Source organism: Novosphingobium sp. (assembly GCF_032093395.1).
Classification (GTDB): domain Bacteria; phylum Pseudomonadota; class Alphaproteobacteria; order Sphingomonadales; family Sphingomonadaceae; genus Novosphingobium.
The window spans coordinates 1-6,136 of record NZ_DAMDBA010000138.1 but is presented as its reverse complement, the minus strand read 5'-3'; the positions used below and the strand labels follow the sequence as shown (position 1 = coordinate 6,136).

Sequence of the window (6,136 nt, the reverse complement as noted above, 5' to 3'; positions counted from 1 at the left end):
GCCGTCCAGCGCCTTGTCGACATAGGCGTCGCCCAGCACCGCGCGGCGGGTGGCGAGGCCCTGTTCGAACTTTTCGTCTCTTGGCTTGTCGGTCATCGATCCAGTCCTTCCACGATCAGGATTTCCACTTCCGCGGCGCCGTGCCGCTTCTCGCGGGCGAGGCGGTAAGCTGGCGAGTCATGGCAGGCGAGGGCGGCTTCCATGCTGGGAAACTCTATCACAACCGTGCGCTCGAAAGGCTCCGGCCCTTCGAGCGCCACCGAGCGGCCACCCCGCGAAAGCAGTGTCCCGCCGCCCCCGATGAGGGCGGCGGGACCGAGGGCCATGTAGTCGGCATAGGCTTCCGGGTCGGTGACGTTGACCTGCGCGATCCAGTAGGCCTTCGGCATGGATCAGGCGAAGGCCGGCAGCACTTTGTCGATGAACAGGCGCAGAGAATCGCGCTTTTCCTCGAACGACATGCTGTTGTCGACCCAGATGCTGTATTCGTCGACGCCAAGCGCCTCGTAGCCCTTGAGGCGTTCGATCAATTCGTCCGGCTTGCCGATCATGACGTTCTTGCGGAGCGTCTCGGGCACGTATTCGGGGAACTTTTCCGGGTTGATCGGGGGAACCGCGGTCTGGAAGCCGCTGATCGGCGGCGTCTTGTTGCCGAACCAGGCACCGAACGAGCGGAAGAAGAACGAGATGCCTTCCGCCGCGGCCTGCCAGTCGTCGTCGCCGGTGTGGACGTGGGCGTGCTGGAGCACCATGATGCGGGGACGCTCGGTGATCTGGGGCGCGGCTTCGATGGCGGCCTCGAACTTGTTCATGAGATCGGCCACTTCGGCATCGCCCTTGGCCAGCGGCGTGACCATCACGTTGCAGCCGTTGGCAACCGCGAACTTGTGCGAATCCGGGTCGCGCGCGGCGATCCACAGCGGCGGGCGGGCCTGAACCGGCTTGGGCACGCTGGTGGAAGCGGGGAACTTCCAGATCTCGCCGTCATGTTCGACATCGCCTTCCCACAGCGGCTGGAGCAGCGGCACCATCTCGCGCAGATAACGGCCGCCGTCGGTCGCGGAGACGCCGTTGAGCATGCGGTCGAACTCGAACTGATAGGCGCCGCGCGCCAGGCCCACTTCGGCGCGACCGTTGCTGATCACGTCCAGCAGCGCGGCTTCACCGGCCATGCGGATCGGGTGCCAGAACGGGGCGATGAAGGTTCCCGCACCCAGACGGATGCGGCTGGTGCGGCCTGCCACGGCTGCCAACAGCGGAATCGGGTTCGGCGAGATGGTGTATTCCATCGCATGGTGTTCGCCGATCCAGACTTTGTCCATGCCGCCGGCTTCGGCCATGTCGCACAATTCCAGCAGTTCCTGGAACAGCTTGGGGTGCGAGACGGAGTCGTCGTAGCGCTCCATGTGCAGAAAGATCGAGAACTTCATCTTCCATCCTTTTCCCTGCCTCACTCAAGGGAGGCTTAAAATTTTCCTTGCGACTCGCTCGAAGCAAGAATACCGTCCGATGGTATACCACAAAAACGATGGTGCAAGAGGATAACTGAAACATGGGTAGAGCGGGCGATACCTCGGCCGGCGTGATCGAGGAAAACAGCATCGGCTTCGTGCCGCTGGCCGAGCGACACGGCAAGGTGCGCGATCTCTTCACGCTCTGGTTCACGACGAACATCGCGCCACTGCCGGTAGTGACGGGCGCCATGGCCGTGCAGGTCTATCACCTGCCGCTGACCTGGGGCATTTCCGCGATCATCCTTGGCCATCTCGTCGGCGCTCTGGTGCTTGGCGCCTGCTCCGCGCAGGGGCCGCAGATGGGGCTGGCGCAGATGATCCAGAGCCGGGGGCAATTCGGCCGTTACGGTGCCCTGCTGGTGGTGACCTTCGCTACGCTGCTCTATGTCGGGTTCTTCATCTCCAACATTGTCCTCGCGGCGAAGTCGGTCCATGCGCTCCAGCCCGCGATCGGCCTGCCGGTAGGCGCCGTGCTCTGCGCGCTGGCCGCTGCCGGTATCGGCATCCTGGGCTACAACGTGATCCATCTGCTCAACCGCGTGGGCATGTGGTTCATGGGTGCGGGCCTGATCTTCGCCTTCGCCAACCTGGTGGCGCTGATGCCGTCGGAGCTGTGGACGCAGGGGCAGGGCTCGATGATCGGTTGGCTGGCGATGTTCTCACTGGCGGCGGTCTGGCACATTTCCTACGCCTGCTACACGTCCGACTACTCGCGCTACCTGCCGCCCAGCGTCGGCATCCGCGCGCCGTTCCTGGCGAGCTTCGCCGGTGCGGCGCTGGGTGCAGGCGCCTCGTTCATCCTCGGCGCGGTGGCCGTTGCCGGAGCCCCGGCGGACGCCGATCCGATGGCGATCGTCAGCGGCGCAACCGGCGCGCTGGCGCCGGTGTTGATGGCGCTGTTCGTCTTCAACATCGTCAGCCACAATGCGCTCAACATCTACGGCGCGGTGCTGTCGCTCATCACCATGGCGCAGACCTTCCTCGCCTCGTGGCAGCCCGGCCGCAAGGCGCGGGTCGTGCTCTCCGCCCTGGTGCTGACGGTATGCCTGGTCATCGCTACCACTTCAGCCGACGACTTCGTTCCCCGCTTCATCGGCTTCGTCATCGGGCTCATGGTGGTCCTCGCGCCCTGGGCGACGATCAACATCGTCGATTTCTACTTCATCCGTAAGGGCCGCTATGACATCGACTCGTTCTTCCGGGCCGATGGCGGCATCTACGGCCGGATCGACCTGAAGGCATCGGCGGCCTATCTCGCTGGCATCGCGGTGCAGCTGCCCTTCCTTGCCAGCAGCTTCTACACCGGTCCCTTGGCTGCGGCGATGGGCGGCGTCGATGTGGGCTGGCTGATCGCCCCGATCGTGACGACGGCGGTCTACCTCGCCCTCGGCGCCGGTCGCAACGCCGACCGTGCCGATCCCCTGCCGGCCGAATGAAAACGCATCCCTGGGAGAGCGCCATGGCGACGATAGCCCCCGAGCACGACATCAAGAGCTTCCTGTCGAGCGCAGAGGAGATCATCGACGAAGCCCGCAACGGCCGCATGTTCATCCTTGTAGATGATGAGGACCGCGAGAACGAGGGCGACCTCGTCATCCCCGCGCAGATGGCGACGCCGGAGAAGATCAACTTCATGGCGCGCTACGGCAAGGGCCTGATTTGCCTGGCCATGACCGAGACTAGGGTTGGCCAGCTGGGCATCGGCCTGATGAGCGCTCGCAACGGGACGCAGTACGGCACGGCATTCACAACTTCGATCGAGGCGCGCGTCGGCGTCACCACCGGTATTTCCGCGGCGGACCGTGCAAGGACCATCGCCGTCGCCATCGACGGCACCAAGGGCAGCGAGGAAATCGTCACGCCGGGTCACGTCTTCCCGCTGATCGCGCGAGAGGGCGGCGTGCTGGTGCGCGCGGGTCATACGGAGGCGGCGGTCGACGTCGCGCGACTGGCGGGGCTCAACCCTTCAGGCGTGATCTGCGAGATCATGAACGAGGACGGCACCATGGCGCGCCTGAAAGACCTGATCGCCTTCTCGCAGTTCCACGGGCTGAAAGTAGGCACGATTCGAGATCTCATCGCCTATCGCCGTCGCCACGACAATCTGGTTGAGCGGACCGCGCAGGCCAGCTTCCACAGCCGTTGGGGCGGCGAGTGGCAGGCCATCACCTATCGCAACCGCGCCACCGATACCGAGCAGATCGCGCTTGTTAAGGGCCGGATCGATCCCTCCAGGCCCACGCTCGTGCGGATGCATGTGATTTCCACGCTCACCGACATCTTCGCCGGAGAGAGCGGCGGATCGGGTGTGCTCGAAAGCGCGATGCAGACCATCGCGGAAGACGGAACCGGCGTCGTGATCGCTATCAATCGTGCGCGCAACGATCGCTTCACGATGGCGCTGAAGGCGCAGGCCGGCACGCTTTCGCCCAGCGACATGGACGAGCTGCGCGACTACGGCGTGGGCGCGATGATCCTGACCGATCTGGGGATCGAGAAGATGGTGCTGCTGACCAACACCCACCGCACCCCGGTGGCGCTGGCCGGCTATGGCCTCTCGATCGAAGGCGAACGGCCAATAAAACCGGGTAACTGAGCCCGGAACGCCGAGGCGCCGCCTAAAACGCATATTCGACATTCCCGTCATCCTCGCTGCGGCCGCCTTGCCGCAAAGGAAGAGTCATGCTCCCCGTCATCGCTCCCGTCATCCTGGCTGCATCTGCGCCGGCGACGATCCCCGCTTGCCCTGCCGAAGCCACGACCTGCGCGGCGCCTGCTGCCGAACCGGCGCCTTCGGTGTTGCCGGTAGAGGCTTCGCAGCCGGAAACCGAAACCAAGTCCAAGCTGAAGATCGGCGCGGCCCTGCGCGGGCGCTTCGATCTGCGCTTCAACGATGTCGGCAGCGCGGGCCAGCGCCGGACCTCCAACCACCTGTCCTTCGACACGCTGGCGCTGACCGCAGACTACGATTCCCCGAAGTTCTTCGGCGCGGCCCAGTATCGCTTCTATGGCGCCAGCTTCATCTACGGCAAGAACGGCGGCTACGAGGGCTATCCCGGCGAAGTGCAGTTCCTGATGTACGCCTATGCCGGTGCCAAGCTGAGCAAGGAGGACAGCGTTACGATCGGCATCCAGCCGGTGCCGTTCGACGACCGCTACTGGGGCTCCTCGATCCTCGACGACCTTGGCTTCGTCTACGGCATGGAAGAAGTCTACAACCTCGGTATCAAATACAAGCGCCAGACCTCGGACCTGCGGGTGGAACTGGGCTTGTTCCCCGGTAGCGGACCTGCGGTGATGGGCATCAGCCGCGACGCCGCCCGCTATTCGACGAACATCGCCAGGGCAGACAGCTACGTTCCCAACGGCTCGCAAAACGACGAACGCAAGATGGTGATCGGCAACGTCCAGTACGCACTGGTCAACCAGCCGAACACCACGCTGAAGGCTACGGCATCGGCCTGGGTGTCGAGCATCTACAACTTCGACACGCGCAAGGAAGGCAGCAAACACCTTTTCGCCTTCAGCCTGACCGGCAGCCACGGTCCCTGGAACGCCAAGGCGCTGGTCGCGCGGCAGGACATCGACCCGCGCAACCCCGGCACGGACCCAGGCCGCAACGACATGATCACGGTGGGCGGCTTCGATTCCAGCTACAACATCGCCGCCAAGGGCACTTACGCCTTCGGAGAGATCGGCCGGACAATCGACACCGGAAAGCTGCCGTTCGACCTGCTCGTATATGCCAACTACGGCCGCTTCATGAAGGACGTCGCCGGGTTCAAGGACAGCGAGCGCTTCGATCTGGGCGCGGTATGGACCGCCAAGAATAAGGGGAAGGTCAAGGTCTACTCCGAGTTTCTCCTCGGTCGAAACGATCCCTATGTCGGGGCGGGGCAGTTCATTTCCGGCGCTGCACAGGGCGGCGACAACAAGTGGAAGGCGGCCTTCATGATGATCTTCGGCTATTATTTCTGACACGGCCTCCCACGGCTGCCGGGCGCGCGGCCCCGGCAGCCACTGCCTTTCCATCTTGACGATCGGGCCGCCATGACATTTATGCGATATCGTGTCGCTATTTAGGCGACTCGATTGGCGCGCAGCGATCGGTGTAGATCATCCGCAAGAATTGCTGGCGCCGAACAGAGAGGACCAATCGATGCTTCGTCAGTTCATGGCATTAGGCGCCTGCCTTTCCGCGATTTGTCTATCGCCCCAGGTCATGGCGGCACCCGCAAGCGGAGAAGCGACAACTACGGCCGCCTATAGCACGTCCACCACCAGCATCGGCGACCTGCTCGACAATCCTTCAACCAAGGCGGTTCTCGTCAAGCATCTGCCGGACCTGGTCGGCAACCCGCAGATCGAAATGGCGCGGGGAATGACGCTCAAGCAGATCCAGTCCTATTCCTCGGACAGCGTCACCGATGAGGTTCTCGCCAAGATCGACGCCGATCTGCAGAAGATCAAAGGAAAGTAGAACGGCGCGAGCCTCCTTTCAGGAAAAGGAGGCTCGGCAACCCAGGCCAAGGGGGGCGCTTTCCGCGGGACGCCCATCAGGCTCCTGCACCCTCCATCTCCAGAAGTTCTAAACCCGCTTCATAGCGGCCATGGCCTGTTCG

6 protein-coding genes are annotated in these 6,136 nt (G+C 63.7%); 4 read left to right on the top strand and 2 right to left on the bottom strand.

Translation table 11 applies throughout. From position 1 onward, the window contains the following. Positions 1 to 92 precede the first annotated feature (92 nt). Positions 93 to 389, bottom strand: a complete 297-nt coding sequence (locus RT424_RS23745; protein ID WP_313443264.1) for a DUF1330 domain-containing protein — start codon at positions 387 to 389, stop codon at positions 93 to 95. Between the two features lie 3 nt (positions 390 to 392). Then, positions 393 to 1,430 (bottom strand): LLM class flavin-dependent oxidoreductase, encoded by a 1,038-nt coding sequence (locus RT424_RS23740; protein WP_313443262.1) that lies wholly within the window; start codon positions 1,428 to 1,430, stop codon positions 393 to 395. Between the two features lie 122 nt (positions 1,431 to 1,552). Between RT424_RS23740 and RT424_RS23735 the strand changes: the two genes are divergently transcribed. The 4 genes from RT424_RS23735 (at position 1,553) to RT424_RS23720 (ending at position 5,994) form a co-directional block, all read left to right on the top strand. Next, positions 1,553 to 2,950, top strand: a complete 1,398-nt coding sequence (locus RT424_RS23735; protein WP_313443260.1) for a cytosine permease — start codon at positions 1,553 to 1,555, stop codon at positions 2,948 to 2,950. Between the two features lie 23 nt (positions 2,951 to 2,973). Then, positions 2,974 to 4,110 (top strand): 3,4-dihydroxy-2-butanone-4-phosphate synthase, encoded by a 1,137-nt coding sequence (gene ribB / locus RT424_RS23730; RefSeq protein ID WP_313443258.1) that lies wholly within the window; start codon positions 2,974 to 2,976, stop codon positions 4,108 to 4,110. Positions 4,111 to 4,196: 86 nt separating this feature from the next. Continuing rightward, the gene (locus RT424_RS23725; protein ID WP_313443256.1) at positions 4,197 to 5,492 is read left to right on the top strand and encodes a hypothetical protein; all 1,296 of its coding nucleotides are present in this window, start codon (positions 4,197 to 4,199) and stop codon (positions 5,490 to 5,492) included. A gap of 181 nt (positions 5,493 to 5,673) precedes the next feature. Continuing rightward, positions 5,674 to 5,994 (top strand): hypothetical protein, encoded by a 321-nt coding sequence (locus RT424_RS23720; protein ID WP_313443254.1) that lies wholly within the window; start codon positions 5,674 to 5,676, stop codon positions 5,992 to 5,994. Positions 5,995 to 6,136 lie beyond the last annotated feature (142 nt).

Excerpts from the sequence above, each read along its gene's own strand:
- RT424_RS23745 (WP_313443264.1), bottom strand. The coding sequence starts at position 389 with ATGCCGAAGGCCTACTGGATCGCGCAGGTCAACGTCACCGACCCGGAA.
- RT424_RS23740 (WP_313443262.1), bottom strand. The coding sequence starts at position 1,430 with ATGAAGTTCTCGATCTTTCTGCACATGGAGCGCTACGACGACTCCGTC.
- RT424_RS23735 (WP_313443260.1), top strand. The coding sequence starts at position 1,553 with ATGGGTAGAGCGGGCGATACCTCGGCCGGCGTGATCGAGGAAAACAGC.
- ribB (WP_313443258.1), top strand. The coding sequence starts at position 2,974 with ATGGCGACGATAGCCCCCGAGCACGACATCAAGAGCTTCCTGTCGAGC.
- RT424_RS23725 (WP_313443256.1), top strand. The coding sequence starts at position 4,197 with ATGCTCCCCGTCATCGCTCCCGTCATCCTGGCTGCATCTGCGCCGGCG.
- RT424_RS23720 (WP_313443254.1), top strand. The coding sequence starts at position 5,674 with ATGCTTCGTCAGTTCATGGCATTAGGCGCCTGCCTTTCCGCGATTTGT.